The organism is Mucilaginibacter gossypii (genome assembly GCF_900100945.1).
In the GTDB taxonomy this organism is placed as follows: Bacteria; Bacteroidota; Bacteroidia; order Sphingobacteriales; family Sphingobacteriaceae; genus Mucilaginibacter; species Mucilaginibacter gossypii.
On the sequence record NZ_FNCG01000003.1, the window covers coordinates 414,143 to 432,085 of the forward strand.

Sequence of the window (17,943 nt, forward strand, 5' to 3'; positions counted from 1 at the left end):
TTTTACTTCAGATTGTCCCGATAGTTTTAACGCTATACTATTTGTATACAAGTTAAAACCGACTATTGATGAAATATTTATGTTTACTGATCTTAGTGTTTTACGCTCTGGAACTTAAAGCGCAAGATAATTATGAGATTCAGGTTTACGGTTCTGAAACCGTTGAAAAGGGTAAAACAATGTTTGAATTGCATAGCAATTATACGTTAAACGGTAGTAAAACTGTAACAACCTGGGAACTTCCTACCAATCATGTTGTACACGAAACGGTAGAGATCACCCATGGTTGGACAACCTGGTTTGAAACAGGTTTTTATATCTTTAACTCTATTGGAGATGCGGGCAGGACGGCTTACGTCGGCTCTCACATCAGGCCCAGGGTTGCCGCTCCTTCAAGCTGGAACTGGCCCGTGGGGGTAAGTATATCTACAGAATTTGGCTTTCAGAAAGCTGCGTTCTCGGCAAATACCTCCACGCTGGAAATCAGGCCAATCGTAGATAAAAAATGGAATAAGTTATATGTTTCCTTAAATCCTACCCTCGAGAAGAGTTTCAAGGGGCCCGATCAAAACCGTGGATTTACCTTTTCACCAAATGTTAAAGGGAGTTACGATGTAACAAAAGTGGTTGCCCTTGGCCTCGAGTATTATGGTAGTACCGGGCCATTTTTTCACTACGACCCAATTAAACAACAAGATCATCAGTTGTTTGTAGCCACGGACCTCAATGCAGACCCTAAATGGGAGTTTAACGGAGGAATTGGCTATGGATTTACATCGAATTCGGACCGTGCCATTGTCAAAATAATTATTGGCAGAAGATTTTAGGTGTATTAAAATGTTCTGATAACAAATAGTGACCTGAATCATTTTTCGGACTGATCAGAAGCATTCGGTTTTTAATTTGCAATGGCTCAATTTGTTTAGAATTTTCTAAACCTCTTTTAGCCCAAACTGATGGAAAGCAAAACTAACGATCAACTGAGTAATTTTTGGCAACTTTCTATTAATGATGCATTTAAACTCCTTGAAACTCAGGCAACAGGTATTGGCACTGCCGAAGCTATTAAAAGGCTTAAGCAATATGGCGCCAATACGTTAAAAAAAGCTAATAAATTTAATAACCTGATCATATTATTTTCTCAGTTTAAAAGCCCGGTAACATTGTTGCTTATAGCTGCTGCTTTACTTTCCGCAGCCCTGGGAGATACCGCCGACACATTAATCATTATGATCATCGTCCTGATCAGCAGCCTTCTTGGTTTCTGGCAGGAAAAAGGTGCTGCAAGTGCGGTAAGTGAACTGTTGAAGATGGTTCAGCTACACTGCACCGTGCTACGGGATAACAGGAAGACAGAGCTTGAGGTAACTGCCGTTGTACCTGGAGATGTGATTTGCCTTTCTGCGGGAGATATTATCCCTGCCGATGGCCTTGTTTTAGAATCTGAGGCCTTGTTTGTTGATGAAGCGGCATTTACCGGCGAATCTTACCCGGTAGAAAAAAATCCAGGAGTTGAAAGTGTTGACGCCCCCTTAGCCAGGCGCAACAATTGCCTGTTTATGGGTTCGAGCGTGGTAAGCGGTATTGGAAAGGCACTCATCGTGACAACGGGCCAGCAAACCGAATTTGGGAAAATATCAGATAAGCTGTCATTAAGAATTCCTGAAACTGATTTCGAAAAAGGGATAAGAAAATTTGGATATATGTTAATGGAGATCACGCTTTTGTTAGTGTTGGTGATCTTTGCCGTTAATGTGTTGCTGCATAAGCCGGCGCTTGATTCGTTTTTGTTTTCACTCGCGTTGGCGGTCGGGCTTACACCTCAATTGTTGCCTGCCATCATTAGCGTTAATCTTTCAGTTGGTGCCCGCAGCATGGCCAGCCAAAAGGTGATTGTAAAAAGGCTGAGCGCCATTGAAAACTTTGGGAGTATGAATATCTTGTGTTCTGATAAGACAGGGACAATTACAGAAGGTAAAGTTACTTTAAAAGAAACACTTGATTTTGAAGGTGTACATAGTGATAAAGTTTTTAAATATGCCTGGCTTAATGCCAGCTGCCAGCAAGGGTTTGTCAACCCGATCGATAAAGCCATCTGTTCTGTTCATTATGAGGGAAATGAAGCGAAGGATTTTTCGGCGATTACAGAAGTGCCATATGATTTTGTACGTAAACGGCTTACAGTACAAGTGAAAATCCCGGCAGCTAATATAGCCATCACGAAAGGTGCTGTGCGTCAGGTTCTTGATATTTGCAATCGGATTGAAACATCGGCAGGTATTCTTGCGGATATAGGCGACCATAAAGAAGCGATTTTAGCTCAATATCAGCTTTTAAGTGATTCGGGATTGCGCACGCTTGGAGTGTCATATAAGGAAGTGGGTCCTGATCAAATTTTCACCAGGGAAAATGAGCATGATATGGTTTTCCTTGGGTTTATAACATTGTTTGACCCGCCGCGTGCCGGTATGTCTGAAACTATTCAAAAGCTGCAACATCTCGGTGTCAGACTTAAGATTATTACAGGGGATAACGCACCGGTAGCAAGAAACCTGGCTAAACAGCTTGGGCTTTCATCCGCACAGGTCCTTACCGGTCAGGAAATACGTAATATGAGTAGTGCAGCATTGCGTCATAAGGCGCCCCTGACCCATATTTTTGCGGAGGTTGAGCCCAGCCAGAAAGAACGTATCATAAGTGTTTTAAAAAAAGCAGGGAACGTGGTTGGTTTTATGGGAGACGGTATTAACGATGCGCCAGCGCTGCACACAGCCGATGTGGGTATATCAGTAAATTCGGCGGTTGACGTTGCAAAAGAGGCAGCTGATATCGTTTTATTGGATCAGGACCTAAATGTGTTATGTGACGGGATTATAGAAGGCCGTAAAACATTTACAAATACCATGAAGTATATTTTTATGGCCACCAGTGCAAATTTTGGTAATATGTTTAGTATGGCCGGTGCATCGTTATTTTTGCCCTTTTTGCCTTTGTTGCCAAAGCAGATATTGCTTACCAACCTGTTGACCGATTTTCCTGAAATGACCATATCTTCAGACAAGGTTGATGATATCAATCTTAAAACGCCGCAACGGTGGAACCTCGGTTTTATTAAACGATTTATGATCGTTTTCGGTTTATTGAGTTCCGTTTTTGATTATTTGACATTTGCCGTGCTAATTTTTATTTTGCATGCTAATCAAAGAGTTTTTCAAACAGGGTGGTTCACCGAATCGGTGGTTTCTGCAGTTTTAATTGTTTTGGTAGTACGTACCCGACTGTCATTTTTTAAAAGCCTTCCTGGCAAATATTTATCGATAACTACCATCGCAATATTGCTATTGGTGTTAATGATTCCATATTCGCCATTGGCGTCAATATTTGGTTTCGTAACACTGTCCTGGAAATACTATATGTTGATGCTTGCAACCGTTACTGCATATATTCTATCGGCTGAACTTGCCAAGAGATGGTTTTATAAAAAAATTAAGTAACCTCTTTGTCCGACGTATATAGTAATAGCTGTCTGCAAATCGCTATCATATCTTAAGATGATATTGTACCCGTGTATGGTAATGCGCATGTTAAATTCTATTTCGCGTTTAATATCAGCAACGGAATATTAATGTTTTTAGCCATTTCAAGGGTATGGCTGCCATGAAAAAGTCTTTTTATAAAGTTAAAATGGTGATGTACCATTGCCAGTATATCTATACGTTCGTTTGCGCAAAGCATTGAAAGCCCAGTCTCGATTTTGTCGGCTCTTATAATTCTTTTACTCAAGAAAGAGCATTTTTCCTGATTGGCAATAGCATTAAGTATTTGCTCTATAAATTGTTCGTTTAAGCCAGTACGGTCCGGGTGGTTGTTTACTGATGTTAAAATTAGTTCCGCAGTGAGTGGTTCTATCAATTTGTTTAAAGATTCAAGAGCAATTATATCATCCTTGGTACAAGTTAAATCGGTGGCAAACGCGATCCGTTTTATGTCATTAAACCCTGCAGTTGGTGGAACAAGTAATAACGGGAAATCAAAGCTGTTCATCATGTTTTTTACCGTGTTCCCTTGTAAAAGCGTATTTAAGCCGTCTTTGTCATGAGTGCCGGCAACCACCATGACAATATCATTTGTGGAGGATAGGGCCTCTATCATGTTATTCAAGTCTCCAAAAGAACTCTTAATGGATATGCGTGGATTGAATCTATTATCGACGTTCAAAGTTTCTGACCAGGTTGCAAGCTGGCTTTTTAGCAATTCCAGCATATCGGTACTTTCCTTGCTTAACATGTCGTATTCTTCAATCGGCCATGTGATGGTATAAGGGCTCGGTATATCAATTGGCAACAGGCAAGCATTACATAATACCAAATCAGCTTTTAAACCAAGTGACAGTTTTAAAGCATAATGCGCTGCATGCGTTGCGTAGGGAGAAAAATCAGTGAGGGAAATTATTGTTTTCATTGCCATTTTTGATATAAATGTGGAGGATAAGGCCTGCAAAATGTATGAGGAAAATCATGTAAATCGTTGATTTACATCAAGTGGATAAAATGTGCCTATGCCTAATTTTGCTATTGTACTTCAATTATTAACCTGAAAACACAGCCTATGAAAACGATCCTGGTAATTGACGATGGTTCTGCGTCTGCTACAAATGCCACGCATCTTGCCTTCAACATAGCAAAGCACATTGGAGCTAATTTAGTTTTGGCCCGGATATATCCGGTAAAACAACCATCGTTTTCTAAAGCATTGCAATTGGCGGGGCACGTTGCCGCAGATGGTTACATACCCGGTCCGTTACGGGGCCAACCGGCCAATTTTTCCGTAAAAGAAGGTGAACATATGCCGCTAATTGAAGAACTTGAAGTATCAAGCGATACGGAAGCGCAATTGATTGCTTACATCAATAAAAATTGCGTTTGGATGGTTATAAAAGGGTTACCGGAATCGGCACCATTTAATCGGGACGTTAAGGTGCAGGCGGTTTTAAACCGGATATCTTGCCCGGTGATGCTTGTTCCCCTGAAGTTTGATGGTGGTTTTGAGCGCTTGGTTTACACCGCTGATTTACGATATTGCCGGTTAAATGTTTTGAAACATCTTGCTTCTTTGGCCCAGGCCTTTCAGGCAGATCTGTTACTTGCTCATATTTCGGCAAAGGGTTTGCCCCATATAGAACAAAATTATGCGCTAACACTCTTTAGCGACGAGATAAGTAAAAAAATAGGCTATGAGAGGCTGTTTTTTAGTAATACAAAAGAACGTGATATGTCACGGGCTGTTGATGTTATGATACATAATATGCATGCCGATCTGCTGGCGGTTGTACATCACCGATTTCATTGTGAGCAGTTGAGAACCGAGGGGAGCGATACTTCTGTTCCTGTACAAGTAGGCATCCCGGTGCTTGTCTTTCCATATTGATTTACAAAGTTGAAACTGTTTTGAGTGTTCAGGATCAATTGGATAAATGACCGTCGTCACTAATTTAACCTACCAGGCATTGCATTTTTACATCATAAAAAAGATATTATGAAAATAGTTGAAATAAGCTTTGCCGCCAGTAAACAAACCCTTATTTGGCTGTTTGTTTTGTGTGTTTTTTTTATGCCGGTAGGAGCCATGTCAAAAAGCTATGCACCAGGAAAAACCATTATTTGCAATACAAGTGATACTTCGATCACAGCGCAGATCGCCGGGCAACTGAATGATAAGGCATTGAATAATGGCTTGTATTTTCCTGTTTCAGCTAAGCGGTTTTACGAAAAACGGGCTTTTGCTCCGGTATGGACAGTTGAACAAAAAGATCAAAATAAAACATGGGCTGCCATGCTCCTGATTGATTGTGTGTTGCAATTTGGTTTAAGGCACGAAGATTATCATCCTAAAGAGCTGCAGTATACCACCTTGCACACTATACTCGAACAACCCGGTAAAGTAAGCAACAAGCAAAAGGCCCGGTTTGAGATATTCCTCACCGACGCTATGCTCGCTTTTATGAATAACCTGCATTTCGGCAAACTGAACCCGTATTATCCGCCAGCAAAAATTGATAGGGCAACCATTAACGGCTTTAACAGCGAAGAAATATTAACTAATGCGCTCAAATTACCTGCCTTTATGGATGCAGTAGTAAAAGTGCAACCTTTAAACAAAGAGTATGCAATATTTCAACATCAGTTGCATTTGATTAAAGGGCTTTATGAAGGAGACTGCTATGAAACGCCTGAAGCCGATGTGAGAAAAATTGCTGTGAATATGGAGCGGCTACGGTGGGCCGAAATAAACGATAGTACTTATATCCAGATTAATATTCCAACTTATACATTAAAATTAGTCCTGCCGGATACAACGTTTAATTTCAAAATAGTTGTAGGGGCTCCTGCTACACCAACACCCTTAATGGTAAGTACGCTTACAGATTTTGCTACCGGAACAGGCGCTGTAAATCCCAAAACTAATCAGAGAGACAAAATGATTCCGTATAATCTGTTTTTTAAACAAAAAACAGGCAATCAAAAAAATGGTACTTATATCTATTTCATGCCCGGCAATAAGGCCGGTATAGAGTTGTTGGGTTTATCTGACAAGAATTTATTCAAGAAGCAAAAAAGAGCGACGAGTAACGGGGCGATAAGAATTGAGCGGGGAGAAGAACTTGCCAAATTGTTATTAACTACAGCTGGAAATAAAACTGACATAAAATCCATGCACCGAGCCCTGATGGATCGGGAAATTAAAGTTTTTCAACTTAAAAAGCCTGTCCCAATCAGGATCACTTATATCACTACTGCTATCGTGGATGGCCAGATTGTGAAATATGAAGATATATATAACCTTGACAGTAAGGTCGAAAATCAGCTTTATGGCCTTAAACCCGTCAATAAAACAAAGTGAGCGGTTTTAATTATGATTTTGAAAAATTATGAAAACGATTTTAGTTCCAACAGATTTTTCGGCGCAGGCAAAAAATGCGGCAAGTTATGCTGTAAATATTGCGCAAATTATCAGAGCAGGCGTAATATTATGCCATGCTATAAAAGTACCTGACGAATCACCGATGGCAAATCAGGTGGCCTGGCCGCTCGAAGATTATAATTCCCTCAAAGAAGAGACAACGCAGGAACTGCAAAGCTTGTCGGCTGCATTATTGCATGACATCCACTCAGATGAAGCGGTCGGCGATCGCGAGTTTATAAACACGCGTAGTGCTACAGGTGATGTGGTGGATGTAATCAGAAACGTGGTAGAAGAGCAAAAATGCGTTATGGTGGTTATGGGCATGTCGGGAGCCGGGGCCATAAGCAGGTTTTTCTTGGGTAGCAATACACAGGACGTGATCAATAAAGCTTCCTTCCCGGTTTTGCTGATCCCGGCAAATGCTCATTTTCATCCCATATTTAAAATCGCTTTCGCTACAGATCTGAACGATAACGACATTGAACTAATTCATTCGGTAGCAAGCCTTGCCTATTATTTTAATGCCGAATTATTAATAGCACATATTACCGATGATAAAATTGAAGAGGGAGATGATAAGCGTAAAGTAGATGATTTTTTGAAGGAGGTGACCTGCAAAGCCAATTACGCTAAAGTTTATTACAGACATATAAAAAGTGTAGATGTAATGCATGGCCTCGACTGGCTAAGCGAACATGGCACAGTTGATATGCTTGTTACGGTGCACCGTAAAGTAAATTCGCTTGAAAAGCTTTTTGGCATCAGTTATACCCAAAAACTTTCACATCATATAGAGATTCCGTTGCTGGTGCTGCCTGAGGGATTATCTGCCGTACATTTTTAGTGTTTTTAGGCCGTGAATTAGGATCGAAAACTTTTACGCAGCAGGGATATATTATAAAATCTCACGCCCATCTTAACAGGCGTTTGCAGCCTTAAAAAAGCAATATGAAGTCATATTAATAATGGCCGGTAATATATGGTAAGCCTATTGTTTGTTCTGTCAATTTGTAAGCCTACCGAAACATATGGAATCGTTAATAAACCTGATGACCTGATTAATTTAACATGTAACGTCACTAATGGTCAAATTGAAGAGTTTAAGGCCAATTGCTATCAGAGAGAGGGCGTTGGCATATATTCAATGTTGCGGCAGGTTAAATGGAATAAAGATAAAGCTTTGTTTTAATTATAATTAGTGATGTCTAAAGAGAGCAATAAATCTGAGATCGCATTCCTGGAGGGACCCCATTCGCGATTTAAAGAGCTACGTTTTACGGTCGAAACAATGTGGGAATTTATAAAAGGATTCCGTGCATTACATTTTATTGGCCCCTGCATTACGGTATTTGGTTCGGCCAGATTTAAGGAAGACCATCCTTATTATGAACTGACCCGGAAAGCTGCTGCCGAATTTGCGAAACTCGGTTTTACAATTATGACAGGGGGAGGGCCCGGACTTATGGAAGCGGCTAATAGGGGAGCTAAGGATGTTGGTGGCCGGTCTGTTGCCTGTAATATCCAGCTTCCTGTAGAGCAGAAGCCTAACCAATACCTCGATAAATGGGTTTACATGAAACATTTTTTTGTAAGGAAGGTGTTATTGGTCAAATACTCTTTTGCCTTTGTTGTTATGCCTGGGGGATACGGTACTATGGACGAATATTTTGAAGCGCTTACCCTGATCCAAACACACAAGATAAAAGACTTCCCGGTGATTATTTTCGGTAAAGAATACTATTGCAAACTTGTTGAACATATCGATCTCATGAAGGCTAATGGAACAATAGGGCCTGGTGATATGAAGTTGTATCTGATAACTGATGACATAGCAGAAGCCGTTAGTTTAATTTCCGAAAAGTGCATCAAAACGTTTGGGCTAAAGCCGGCAAAGCCAATCACTCCTATAAAGTGGCTTTTGGAACACATTTAATAGTTTTATTATCAATATCGCTATCAATATGAATGATCTGAATTTCTTAAAAGCCGTTATACAGCATGTGATAGATGGTATTATTATAATTGATAAAACCGGACAGATCATTTATGCAAATCCAGCTGCTGACGAATTGTTTGGATATCAGTCGGGTGAACTGTGCAGTTTGAATGTTGACTATTTAATGCCCGTACAGGCACGCATATCACACAACCGCAGTATAGATGTTTATAAAGAAACAGGTTATGCGAAGATAATTAACAAAGGCCGGGAGATTGTAGCATTACGAAAAGACGGAAGTTCCTTCCCTGCAAGACTTTCAGTAAGTGAGGTTTTATTTAAGCAGCAAGCGGTGTACGCCGGTGTAATTCATGACCTTAGCCTCGAAAAAGAAATTGAAGAACAGCAAAGGCAATATACTTCAGAGCTCGAGACAATTGTCGAAAAGCGTACAACCTTCCTGAAGAATATCGTCCAGACGCTTGAACAGGCAAAAGAAGAAGTAAACGCCTCTTTGAATAAAGAGAAAGAGGTTAATAAAATGAAAACCCGTTTTGTATCGATAGCTTCACATGAATTCAGGACCCCTCTTAGCCGCATTCAGTTATCTGCATCGCTGATAGAAAGGTATTTTGAAAGGCTGGACAAGGGCAAAATATTCGAGCATCTTGCTAAAATTAAAGGAGCTGTGACAGATCTTACCGGTATCCTGAATGATTTTTTGTCAATCGAACGCATCGAATCCGGAAGTGTAAATATTCATCGTGTAATCTTTAACCTGGGAGCTCTGATAAAAGAAATAGCTGCGGAGATGTCATTGCTGAAAAAGGCCAATCAGCAAATTATTGTTAATGACGATATCGACACTATCGATGTATTGCTTGACAATCAATTGATCAGGCATTGTCTTATTAATCTCATTTCTAATGCTATTAAATATTCCGGGGAGGACGGTATAATCCATATAAATGCCCAGCTTGTAAAAGGTGCCTGCACCATTAGTATACAGGATAATGGTATGGGAATTCCAACCGAAGATTGTGATAGTATATTTCAGCCATTTTTCAGGGCCGGTAATACAACTGACATAGATGGGACCGGCCTGGGGCTTAACATTGTGAAGCGATATGTTGAGCTGATGAACGGAAGAATAAGCTTTAATACGAGTCTGAGAAATGGCACCGTGTTCGAAATGAAATTTCCGGCTCAATAAGCCGCTTCATGTAATTGATACCAATGGTCCATTCAAAGTATGGATTGTACCCATTTTTGAATGGACCGCTTTTAATAAACTGAACCGGGTTTAAATAATAGTAGGGAAAATGAACAGCGGCAATTTTAGGTCGCTAAGAGCTTCTTTGGTAGTGCTATGTTCAAAATAGCGCCTGAAAAAAGAATGTTGGTGATGAACTACCGCGAGGAGATCAGGTTTTTCTTCAGCGCAATGACGGTGTAGCCGGTCCGCAACTTCGCGGCCTCCGAGGTTCTTGAACGAAATATGGTCATACCCGAATTTGGCAATATGTTTTTGGAAAGCTTCTTCCTTTTCAATTTGCTGTTTCTTATCTTTTACCGGCTGATTTACATGTACTACTTCAATACTGAACTTGAAGATTTTTCCCAGGCCAATTAAGAAATGTAGTGGCGTGATATCCGCTTCATCGAAGGTAGTAGCGAATATTGTCTTTTTAATATTGTTAACACTGGTATTGGCTGGTACAACCAATACCGGGCGTTGTGTATGTTGAATTATTTTATTTGTTTCGCTGCCGAAAAACAAGTGTTCGATAGAGGTACCTGACGGAGCCCCCATCGTTATAAACATAATTTGGTTTTCATCAATTATTTGTTTGAGATTATCTTTCAGGTTACCGTCACCGCTTAAGCCTTTGAGCGTTGGCTTTCGTTCGGTTTTATCAATCCCATCTGCAATGTATTGTAGTGTATTTAATTGATGATCAAGTTTTTTCTTTGTTTCGGTAGTGGCTAAAAAAAACTCTTCTTCTACGTAGGGTCCTCCTGAAAAAGTAGACGCTACCGCTATGGTTTCATAGTTATGATACAAAAGTACGTTGGCATGCAGTTTACCTGCCAGTAGTACAGCCGAATTTACAGCGTTTGATGAATTATCGGAAAAATCGGTGAGTGCGAGGATAGTTTTCATGATAATGAATTGAGTTTTTAAGTAACTGATTTGATTACACAAATATTCACATCTCGCTCCTCATTATAAATGACCATGATCATGACTGAGCTTGACTTTAAACATGAATGGTTAAATGCAGCTTGCATTTAATGCTCAAAATCATAGCTCTTTGTGAGCAAGGTCATGTGAGGTTGAATAATCCATTCCGAATTTTGATCCATAAACTTAAATATACAACGCTATGTCAACATTAGTAAAATCAAACAACATTCCCTCATTGCGTTCAATGATGGAGGATTTCTGGAACAACGACAATTTCTTTAATCATCCTTTCTTCAATCGGGAGCTATTACCGGCGGTAAACATCCGTGATAAGAAAGAGAACTATGAACTTGAAGTTGCCGCCCCGGGTTTTAAGAAAGATGATTTCAATATTGGTATTGAAAATGGTTTGCTGACTATCAGCGCCGAAACCAGGGAGGAACATAATGAGGAAAAAGAGAATTACACCCGCAAAGAATTTTCAAGCAGTTCCTTTACCCGAAGCTTCAACTTACCGGAAGATGTGGACGATGAACACATTAAAGCAAATTACAAGAACGGGTTGCTGACTATTGATATCCGTAAAACAACCCCTGCTGTTGCAGAGAAAAAGAAAATTAACATTGACTGATCAACCGCGTTGCGCCTGTACTTTGATTGTACAGGTGCAACTTCTTCTTTGATCAAACGCCGCAAAAAATATCAAACTATGGAAGCTGTAGTTTATAACAGGGTAATTGTCCCGTCCAGATATTGGATATTGATGCTGTTATCTGGTATCCTGCTTTGTGTTCTTGGTTTTTGGGTGATTTTATCGCCGCTGCAGTCGTATCTTTCACTTAGTATTACGTTTGCCGCAGGAATGATGATGACCGGCCTTTTTGAAACTGTTTTTGCAATGATAAGTATCCGGCATATTGAACGCTGGGGATGGCTGCTGGCAAGTGGACTGATTGATTTAGCTATAGGTAGTTATTTGTTTACCTACCCAACAATAACTATGATGTTGCTTCCGATTATTGTTGGATTTTGGTTGCTTGTAAGAGGCATAATGGGTATAGGAAGCGCGCTTGATATGCGTGCTTACGGTATCGAGAGTTGGGGCTGGATCATGTTTAATAGCTTGGTTATCATTTTCTTTTCAGTTGGCATTCTTGCTTATCCTGCTTTTGGTATCGCGAACCTGATCGTATGGACAGGAATGGCGTTCTTGGGAGCAGGTATTTTCAGAGTGGTTATTTCTTTTAAGGTTAGGCATATCATCAGTCTTTCTTCGGGTAAATCCAAAAGTTAACTAAATGCTGTTACTCATCGGAATTAGTGATGGCGGTCATGTTTTGAGGATCCCAGCCATTCGATATTTGTTGATAATGTTAAATCCCTGAATAATGAATCCTGACAATTCAAAATCAGCTGCCTTACTTGTCTTCAACGCCGGCTCTTCAAGCATCAAGTTCTCTTTCTTTCGACTGTCAACCGGCATTCAGAAAGTTGGGGAAGGGCGAATAACACGTATTGGTTTGCCAGGAACATCATTTATATTGACAAGACAGCAATTTACCGAGATCGAAACAATACCTGGCGATGTAACTGACTTTATATCAGTCATAAAATTTCTCGCCAACTGGATCGAATGCCAGCCCATGTTTTCGCAGGTGAAAATAATCGCACATCGGGTTGTACACGGAATAGAAGATAGTTCCCCCGCGCCGGTTACAGAAAACTTACTAAATGAACTGAAACAGGCTGCCGGTGACAATCCCGAACATTTGCCAAATGAAATTAAACTGATTGAAATATTCCGTCATCGTCATCCGCAGTTACAGCAATACGTTTGTTTCGACTCTTACTTTCACCAGAATATGGCACCCGTAGCGAAACTACTTCCGTTGCCGGATCGGTTTAGGGCTACAGGATTAAGACGTTTTGGTTTTCATGGCCTTTCTTATCAATATATTATGCAAAAGTTAAACTCGGAGGGTAAGGGTTACGGTAAGACTATCATAGCGCATTTAGGTAACGGTGCAAGTTTAGCCGCTGTAAACGGCGGGAATTGCATAGATACCACCATGGGGTTTACACCGGGCTCCGGTTTGCCGATGAGCACACGGTACGGAGATATAGATCCTGGTGTAGCATGGTATTTGATGAAAAAAGAAGGGCTCTCGGCCGACCAGTTTATTCAAATAATGAATCATGAATCGGGCCTTTTAGGTGTTTCAGGCTCCAGCGGCGATATGCAGGATCTTCTTTTGCGGGATGCAACCGATTTTAAAGCTGTGGAAGCAATAAACCTTTTCTGCTATTATATAAAAAAGGCCATTGGCGCATTTACGGCAGCCTTGGGTGGAGTTGACACCCTGGTTTTTACAGGTGGCATAGGTGAAAACGCGCCTGTGATAAGGGAGCGGATATGCACTGGCCTTGATTTCTTGGGACTTAAACTTAACGCTGAAGCAAACACTAACCAAAATAAAAATATATCTGCAAATGATTCAAGGGTAAATGTCTATATTATACCAACTGATGAGGAACTGATGATGGCGCAGATTGTGAATGAAATAATCCACATTTAAAATTATTTAAAGCAATTAAAATGACAATGATAACTGATATCACATCAATCGATAACGCGCCGTTAACCGGTGAATGTTTGGAAAAATTAGATGCTTATTGGCGCGCAGCTAATTATTTGTCTGTCGGCCAGCTTTATCTTTGCGATAATCCGCTTTTGGAAGAGCCCTTAAAAATAGAACATCTCAAGAAAATGCAGTTAGGCCACTGGGGTACCACCCCCGGGCAGAATTTTATTTATACTCACCTTAACCGGATCATTAACAGATATGATTTAAATATGCTTTATATTTCAGGACCCGGGCACGGCGGACCTGCAGTAGCAGCAGGTACATACCTGGAAGGGACCTACAGTGAAGTTTATCCGGAAGTTAGCCAGGACCGCGCGGGGATGAAAAATTTATTTAAACGGTTTTCATTTCCAGGTGGTGTATCCAGTCATGCCTCACCCCAAACACCAGGATCAATGCATGAAGGAGGCGAACTTGGATACTCGTTAAGCCATGCATTTGGCGCTGTGCTGGATAATCCGGACCTCATTGCCGCTTGTGTTGTAGGCGATGGAGAAGCCGAAACAGGTCCGCTGGCAACTGCCTGGCATTCTAATAAGTTCTTGAACCCGCTTACCGATGGCGCTGTATTACCAATTTTGCATTTGAACGGCTATAAGATTTCAAATCCTACGGTTTTGGCCCGTATTCCTCACATCGAGCTCGAACAATTATTTCATGGTTATGGATACTTTCCTTTATTTGTCGAAGGTTCGGACCCCGCAATTATGCACCAGGCCATGGCTGCGGCCTTAGAACAAGCGGTACACTTTCTAAAGCAAATAAAATATAATGCCATAGAGCATCCAGGGCAGGAGCGACCAAAATGGCCAATGATCATATTAAATTCACCAAAAGGATGGACCGGGCCAAAGGTTGTTGATGGAAAGCAGATAGAGGGCACATTTCGCTCTCATCAAATACCGCTTACTGTTTCTGAGTCAAGCCCGGAGAGTCATTTGCAAATGCTCGAAAGCTGGATGAAGAGTTACCGGCCCGGAGAGTTATTCGATACTAATGGTTGCTTAAAGAAAGAAATTGCGGAAATAGCACCAAAAGGCAATCGAAGGATGGGAGCAAATGCTCACACAAATGGGGGGCTTTTGCTCAGAGAATTAATTCTTCCAGATTTTCAGCGCTACGCATTTAACGTGAATTGCCCCGGTATTATGGGTGAAGGAGATGTGCATGTAACCGGCCGCTTTTTGCGCGACGTAACATTACTTAATCCTCAAAATTTCAGGGTTTTCGGCCCCGACGAGACTGTCTCAAACAAGTTAGAGGCAATTTTTGAAACTACCAGCCGCCAGTGGAACGCTGATATTAATATAAACGATGAATATCTTGCTCCGAAGGGGAGGGTAATGGAGATGCTTAGCGAACATCAGTGCGAAGGTTGGCTCGAAGGGTATTTGCTAACCGGCAGGCACGGGCTATTCAATTGTTACGAGGCGTTTATACATATCGTTGATTCGATGTTTAACCAACACGCCAAGTGGTTGAAAATGACGCGGGAGATACCATGGCGGAGAAAGATAGCATCCCTGAATATCCTGCTTACTTCAACTGTTTGGCGCCAGGACCATAACGGTTTTACCCATCAGGACCCGGGATTCATTGATCACGTCATCAATAAAAAATCAGAAATTGTGAGGGTTTACTTGCCGCCGGATTCTAACAGCCTTTTGTCGGTTATGGCTCATTGCCTGGGCAGCAAACATTATGTAAATGTTATGGTAGCAGGGAAGCACCCTTCTCCTCAATGGTTAAGTATGGATGAGGCTGTGGTTCATTGTTCAAGAGGCATTGGGGTATGGGATTGGGCAAGTAATGATCAGGACTGCGATCCGGATATTGTCATGGCTTGCTGCGGTGATGTGCCTACATTAGAAACATTGGCAGCTGTATCTATATTACGTGAACATTTTCCGGATTTAAAGATAAGGGTTGTAAACGTTGTGGACCTGTTAAAGCTGGAAAGGCAATCCAGCCACCCGCATGGTTTGAACGACCATGATTTTGATGCACTTTTTACTGTCGATAAACCCGTTATCTTCGCTTTTCATGGCTATCCATGGCTTATTCACAGGCTTACCTACAACCGGACCAATAATAACAACATTCATGTAAGAGGTTACAAAGAAGAAGGCACAATAACGACATCTTTTGACATGACCGTACTTAACGAAATGGATAGGTTTCATCTCGTAATGGACGTAATCGATCGATTGCCGCATTTGGGTAGTAAAGGCTTATATCTCAAACAAAACCTAATGGACAAATTGGTTGAGCACAAACAATACATCAATATGAATGGTGAGGATATGCCTGAAATTAAAAATTGGCGGTGGAAAGCTTGAAAGGTGGTTACTTCCGAAAAAATAGTTTGGGCTTCTGATAGTTCTTTGGTTTTTTGTACGCCTTTGCTCACCGGCAAGCAACAACTTTTATTGATAAACAGCAATGAAGTTTTCCAAAAGCCGGCTCCGTTAAGCATGCGGATTGCATGTAAAGTATAATGCTTGTTGTGTTTTAAGGCCTGTTTTGTTAAAATATTTCAGTATAAAAATAAGGCAGGCTATGGTCAAAGCAAAAGGCATTATTTAAGTTACATTAGTGGCCGGCGCCAGGGCGCTTTGATCACAGGAGCTGAACCTTTATATCCGGTTAAAACTCTTTTTTGGGTGACTCACCTTTAAGTTGTGTCCATAAAAGTTTGCCCTTGTCTGTGCCAATTACTTTCCACGTGGCAAAGGCTACTAAAAGTGGAAAAGGAAATGCCGAACCAAATCCTAAAGGCGTAATTGCCAGCAAAAAAATAATAGCTCCGGCGCAGGCGAGCGTTACCCAAATTCCTTTATATGCCAAACCAATGGCAATCAAGGCCTGGCCAATGGCAATTGCCGTAACCATTTGAATAATATGTAAGCTGAACCAACCATTTATGAAACCGAGATAACTAAATGCATACCTGCTAAAACCAAGGTACGTATTTGGATGTGCCCTGCAAACCGTATAATTTGTCCAGGCGGCCCAGGCAAAAAGTAATGCAAGGGCCAGCCGCGTTATCCAGGGTTTTCGGAAAGATGACCAAAGAATCAGCAGTCCGATTATGTTTGAAAAGCCATACGCTACCAGGAGCATCGGAGATTGTTCCATATCTATGAGATTATGGGTAGTAAAGCGCCGCTCTTAACAGGCGGCGCTTTCTGGGATTAAAAGGCAAGCTCTGGTTCTTCAATGTCAAGATTATTGACCACATGAAATACGCCTGGAGCAGCCCAGGCCACGTCTGCCGCATCTTCACTTTCGGCAAATGAACGTACCCTACCGGTTAGAGTAACAGTGTTGCCGCTGATGCCGGCATGTACCTTAGTTGCATCAATGTTTGCGCTGCGCTGAAAAGCAGCACTGATCTTTTGTTCCAGTTCGGCAGGAGATATCCTGGGCCTTAGGGTTATAAGATTGATGACCGAACGCACGCCGGTGAGATCTTGAATCGCGGTCTTCGCGCTAACCCTCTGATATTCCCATTCCAGTTCGCCCTCCATAGTTACGGTGCCATCTTCTACTTTGATTTTGATTTTGTCATCAGGCACAGCTGAATGCCATTTAAGCGCATTTAGCACTGCTTCAGCTATCTCTGTGTCGGTTTTACGGTATACCGGCGAAACGCCGATCTGGATGTCTTCTGCTATAGCTTTAACTCCGATAACTTTTTTAGCCGCCCTTTCAGCAGTTATTTTTTTTGAAAATGTATCCACTGTACCCGAAAGGGTTACAATGCCATTTTTAACGGCCACACCAATTGCAGATGAGTTTAGAAATGGCTGCCATTTCAATTCATCCATTACATCTTTTTGAATTTGACTGTCTGTTTTCATGACTTGATGATTAAGTTAAGAAATTGTTTATTGTCCCTCAAAGTACTTGTAAAACAGTGTGATATGCCATGATTCAAATCAGTGATTTCGATGATGTTCATCAACTTTGCGGGTGCTGCAGATAAGCCATTAAGCACCCCGCTAACAGTGGTAAAGATTACTGGTTATTGCTTACAAGCTAGGCTGCAATTAGCGCAAACAAGTAAGTGCAACACCTGTCCAATCATCTGAAAGTATATAGGATCCAGTTTTAAAAACAGTTGGTTATGCCAGTAAGTGGATCCGCCTGAAAGCTGTTGACATAGCCGTTTTGTTCAGATAGCCTAAAAACTGCAATGCGATGGTGCA

At 41.2% G+C, this 17,943-nt stretch carries 15 protein-coding genes; 11 read left to right on the top strand and 4 right to left on the bottom strand.

The features are described 5' to 3' along the window. The first annotated feature begins 68 nt into the window (after positions 1–68). Both BLS28_RS07860 and mgtA read left to right on the top strand, forming a co-directional pair. On the top strand, positions 69–827 hold the full coding sequence (locus BLS28_RS07860; protein WP_091164241.1) for a hypothetical protein: 759 nt from the start codon (positions 69–71) through the stop codon (positions 825–827). A gap of 129 nt (positions 828–956) precedes the next feature. Beyond that, positions 957–3,494, top strand: a complete 2,538-nt coding sequence (gene mgtA / locus BLS28_RS07865) for a magnesium-translocating P-type ATPase (protein ID WP_091164243.1) — start codon at positions 957–959, stop codon at positions 3,492–3,494. A gap of 97 nt (positions 3,495–3,591) precedes the next feature. Here the strand turns inward: mgtA and BLS28_RS07870 are convergent, their stop codons facing one another. Continuing rightward, positions 3,592–4,461, bottom strand: a complete 870-nt coding sequence (locus BLS28_RS07870; protein ID WP_176844400.1) for a universal stress protein — start codon at positions 4,459–4,461, stop codon at positions 3,592–3,594. Positions 4,462–4,608: 147 nt separating this feature from the next. Here BLS28_RS07870 and BLS28_RS07875 point away from each other — a divergent pair, with 147 nt between their 5' ends. The 5 genes from BLS28_RS07875 (at position 4,609) to BLS28_RS07900 (ending at position 10,112) form a co-directional block, all read left to right on the top strand. Beyond that, on the top strand, positions 4,609–5,427 hold the full coding sequence (locus BLS28_RS07875) for a universal stress protein (protein WP_091164247.1): 819 nt from the start codon (positions 4,609–4,611) through the stop codon (positions 5,425–5,427). 108 nt (positions 5,428–5,535) lie between these two features. After that, the gene (locus BLS28_RS07880) at positions 5,536–6,900 is read left to right on the top strand and encodes a L,D-transpeptidase scaffold domain-containing protein (RefSeq protein WP_091164249.1); all 1,365 of its coding nucleotides are present in this window, start codon (positions 5,536–5,538) and stop codon (positions 6,898–6,900) included. A gap of 28 nt (positions 6,901–6,928) precedes the next feature. Then, positions 6,929–7,807: a universal stress protein gene (locus BLS28_RS07885; RefSeq protein WP_091164251.1), complete on the top strand. Its 879-nt coding sequence runs from the start codon at positions 6,929–6,931 to the stop codon at positions 7,805–7,807. Positions 7,808–8,251: 444 nt separating this feature from the next. Beyond that, positions 8,252–8,896: an LOG family protein gene (locus tag BLS28_RS07895; protein WP_243771464.1), complete on the top strand. Its 645-nt coding sequence runs from the start codon at positions 8,252–8,254 to the stop codon at positions 8,894–8,896. Positions 8,897–8,924: 28 nt separating this feature from the next. Further along, the gene (locus tag BLS28_RS07900) at positions 8,925–10,112 is read left to right on the top strand and encodes a PAS domain-containing sensor histidine kinase (protein WP_091164258.1); all 1,188 of its coding nucleotides are present in this window, start codon (positions 8,925–8,927) and stop codon (positions 10,110–10,112) included. A gap of 90 nt (positions 10,113–10,202) precedes the next feature. Here BLS28_RS07900 and BLS28_RS07905 read toward each other — a convergent pair whose 3' ends face one another. Then, entirely contained in the window at positions 10,203–11,063 is an 861-nt protein-coding gene (locus tag BLS28_RS07905) for a universal stress protein (RefSeq protein ID WP_091164263.1), read from the bottom strand. Between the two features lie 223 nt (positions 11,064–11,286). Between BLS28_RS07905 and BLS28_RS07910 the strand changes: the two genes are divergently transcribed. The 4 genes from BLS28_RS07910 (at position 11,287) to BLS28_RS07925 (ending at position 16,071) form a co-directional block, all read left to right on the top strand. Next, positions 11,287–11,718, top strand: a complete 432-nt coding sequence (locus BLS28_RS07910) for an Hsp20/alpha crystallin family protein (protein WP_091164265.1) — start codon at positions 11,287–11,289, stop codon at positions 11,716–11,718. A gap of 78 nt (positions 11,719–11,796) precedes the next feature. Then, entirely contained in the window at positions 11,797–12,381 is a 585-nt protein-coding gene (locus BLS28_RS07915) for an HdeD family acid-resistance protein (RefSeq protein ID WP_143020713.1), read from the top strand. A 94-nt stretch (positions 12,382–12,475) separates the two neighbouring features. Next, complete coding sequence (locus BLS28_RS07920) at positions 12,476–13,663, top strand: acetate/propionate family kinase (RefSeq protein ID WP_091164270.1); 1,188 nt, start codon at positions 12,476–12,478, stop codon at positions 13,661–13,663. A gap of 20 nt (positions 13,664–13,683) precedes the next feature. Further along, positions 13,684–16,071: a phosphoketolase family protein gene (locus tag BLS28_RS07925; protein WP_256337373.1), complete on the top strand. Its 2,388-nt coding sequence runs from the start codon at positions 13,684–13,686 to the stop codon at positions 16,069–16,071. 307 nt (positions 16,072–16,378) lie between these two features. Here the strand turns inward: BLS28_RS07925 and BLS28_RS07930 are convergent, their stop codons facing one another. After that, positions 16,379–16,870, bottom strand: coding sequence for a hypothetical protein (locus tag BLS28_RS07930; protein ID WP_143020714.1), 492 nt, complete (start codon positions 16,868–16,870; stop codon positions 16,379–16,381). A 56-nt stretch (positions 16,871–16,926) separates the two neighbouring features. Beyond that, positions 16,927–17,595: a BON domain-containing protein gene (locus BLS28_RS07935; RefSeq protein ID WP_091164276.1), complete on the bottom strand. Its 669-nt coding sequence runs from the start codon at positions 17,593–17,595 to the stop codon at positions 16,927–16,929. Between the last annotated feature and the right edge of the window lie 348 nt (positions 17,596–17,943).

Coding starts and splice junctions, on each gene's coding strand:
- mgtA (WP_091164243.1), top strand. CDS start 957: ATGGAAAGCAAAACTAACGATCAACTGAGTAATTTTTGGCAACTTTCT.
- BLS28_RS07880 (WP_091164249.1), top strand. CDS start 5,536: ATGAAAATAGTTGAAATAAGCTTTGCCGCCAGTAAACAAACCCTTATT.
- BLS28_RS07900 (WP_091164258.1), top strand. CDS start 8,925: ATGAATGATCTGAATTTCTTAAAAGCCGTTATACAGCATGTGATAGAT.
- BLS28_RS07895 (WP_243771464.1), top strand. CDS start 8,252: ATGTGGGAATTTATAAAAGGATTCCGTGCATTACATTTTATTGGCCCC.
- BLS28_RS07905 (WP_091164263.1), bottom strand. CDS start 11,063: ATGAAAACTATCCTCGCACTCACCGATTTTTCCGATAATTCATCAAAC.
- BLS28_RS07910 (WP_091164265.1), top strand. CDS start 11,287: ATGTCAACATTAGTAAAATCAAACAACATTCCCTCATTGCGTTCAATG.
- BLS28_RS07925 (WP_256337373.1), top strand. CDS start 13,684: ATGACAATGATAACTGATATCACATCAATCGATAACGCGCCGTTAACC.
- BLS28_RS07935 (WP_091164276.1), bottom strand. CDS start 17,595: ATGAAAACAGACAGTCAAATTCAAAAAGATGTAATGGATGAATTGAAA.
- BLS28_RS07915 (WP_143020713.1), top strand. CDS start 11,797: ATGGAAGCTGTAGTTTATAACAGGGTAATTGTCCCGTCCAGATATTGG.
- BLS28_RS07860 (WP_091164241.1), top strand. CDS start 69: ATGAAATATTTATGTTTACTGATCTTAGTGTTTTACGCTCTGGAACTT.
- BLS28_RS07885 (WP_091164251.1), top strand. CDS start 6,929: ATGAAAACGATTTTAGTTCCAACAGATTTTTCGGCGCAGGCAAAAAAT.
- BLS28_RS07930 (WP_143020714.1), bottom strand. CDS start 16,870: ATGGAACAATCTCCGATGCTCCTGGTAGCGTATGGCTTTTCAAACATA.
- BLS28_RS07920 (WP_091164270.1), top strand. CDS start 12,476: ATGAATCCTGACAATTCAAAATCAGCTGCCTTACTTGTCTTCAACGCC.
- BLS28_RS07870 (WP_176844400.1), bottom strand. CDS start 4,461: ATGAAAACAATAATTTCCCTCACTGATTTTTCTCCCTACGCAACGCAT.
- BLS28_RS07875 (WP_091164247.1), top strand. CDS start 4,609: ATGAAAACGATCCTGGTAATTGACGATGGTTCTGCGTCTGCTACAAAT.